The organism is Facklamia sp. HMSC062C11 (genome assembly GCF_001810675.1).
In the GTDB taxonomy this organism is placed as follows: Bacteria; Bacillota; Bacilli; order Lactobacillales; family Aerococcaceae; genus Facklamia; species Facklamia hominis.
The window spans coordinates 1-343 of the sequence record NZ_KV802386.1 but is presented as its reverse complement, the minus strand read 5'-3'; the positions used below and the strand labels follow the sequence as shown (position 1 = coordinate 343).

1 pseudogene is annotated in these 343 nt (G+C 40.8%); it reads left to right on the top strand.

Features of this window, described 5'->3' with window-relative positions:
• Positions 1–343: pseudogene (locus HMPREF2758_RS03145) on the top strand (IS1182 family transposase); the annotation flags it as partial.

The window sequence follows — 343 nt, the reverse complement described above, 5'->3', positions numbered from 1 at the left end:
GACATTCTTAAACAAAGTTATGATGAATTTGTGCGGTATTTAAGACAACAACGACTTATCGATGATCATCTCTTTATTGATGGGACAAAAATCTTAGCGGATGCCAATAAGTACAGCTTTGTCTGGAAAAAGAACACGATCCGCTTTGAAGCAATGAATCGACAAAAGATGACTGAACTCGTCAATGAAATGCGTCAGTATTATCAAATGGGGTTGATTCCAGAAGAGACCCCACTAACGCTTGAAGGGCTTGAAGAAACCATTACCCAGCTTGAAGTTCGCTTAGAAGACTTAGAGGAAACCATCGAAGAGTCCCCTCGGTTGTCACCGAATCCTCACAAAA